The organism is Aminobacter sp. 01T433, assembly GCF_056398585.1.
The window spans coordinates 1-1,260 of sequence record NZ_JBFTPR010000058.1; the positions used below are offsets into that span (position 1 = coordinate 1).

Below are 1,260 nucleotides of genomic sequence, written 5' to 3' on the forward strand. Positions count from 1 at the left end.
CTAGAACAGGCCTTCGATCTGGCCCTGTTCGTTGAGGAAGATCTTTTCCGACGAGGGTGCCCTGGGCAGGCCGGGCATGGTCATGATCTCACCGCAGATGGCGACGATGAAGCCGGCACCCGCCGAAAGCCTGACCTCGCGTACCGACACGACATGGCCGGTGGGGGCGCCACGCAGGTTCGGGTCGGTCGAAAACGAGTATTGCGTCTTGGCCATGCACACCGGCAGATGGCCGTAGCCGGCGGCTTCCCAGGCGTGCAGCTGGTCGCGCACCGACTTGTCGGCGATGGCTTCCGAGCCGCGGTAGATGCGCTTGACGATGGTGTCGATCTTGTCGAACAGCTTCATCTCGTCGGGATAGAGCGGCGCGAACTGCGAGGCGCCCGATTCAGCGAGCTTGACCACCTTGTGGGCGAGCTCCTCGATGCCGGCCGAACCCTTGGCCCAGTGCATGCACACGATCGCCTCTTCGCCCATCGAGGCGACATAGGCCTTCATCGCCGCGATTTCGGCGTCGGTGTCGGAATAGAAGTGGTTGATCGCCACCACCGCCGGCACGCCGAACTGCTTGACGTTTTCGATGTGGCGGCCAAGGTTGGCGCAGCCCTTCTTCACCGCCTCGACGTTTTCCTTGCCCAGATCTTCCTTCTTGACGCCGCCATTCATCTTCATGGCGCGCACGGTGGCCACGATCACCGCTGCAGCGGGCTTGAGGCCGGCCTTGCGGCACTTGATGTCGAAGAACTTTTCCGCCCCAAGGTCAGCGCCGAAGCCGGCTTCGGTGACGACATAGTCGGCAAGCTTGAGCGCGGTCGTGGTGGCGACCACCGAGTTGCAGCCATGGGCGATGTTGGCGAACGGGCCGCCATGGACAAAGGCCGGGTTGTTTTCCAGCGTCTGCACCAGGTTCGGCTGCACCGCATCCTTGAGCAGCACCGCCATGGCGCCATCGGCCTTGAGGTCGCGGGCATAAACGGCCGTCTTGTCGCGGCGATAGGCAACGATGATGTCGCCGAGGCGCTTTTCGAGGTCCTTCAAATCAGTCGCCAGGCACAGGATCGCCATGACTTCGGACGCCACCGTGATGTCGAAGCCGGCCTCGCGCGGAAAACCGTTGGCGACACCGCCGAGCGAGCAGTTGATCTCGCGCAGCGCGCGGTCGTTCATGTCCATCACCCGGCGCCACACGACCCGGCGGGTGTCGATGCCGAGCTCGTTGCCCCAGTAGATGTGGTTGTCGATCAGCGCCGCAAGCAGGTT

1 protein-coding gene is annotated in these 1,260 nt (G+C 63.6%); it reads right to left on the bottom strand.

The genetic code is table 11. The features are described 5' to 3' along the window. A partial coding sequence (locus AC1DLV_RS30245) for a formate--tetrahydrofolate ligase (RefSeq protein WP_476836351.1) occupies positions 1–1,260 on the bottom strand: 1,260 nt, incomplete at its 5' end.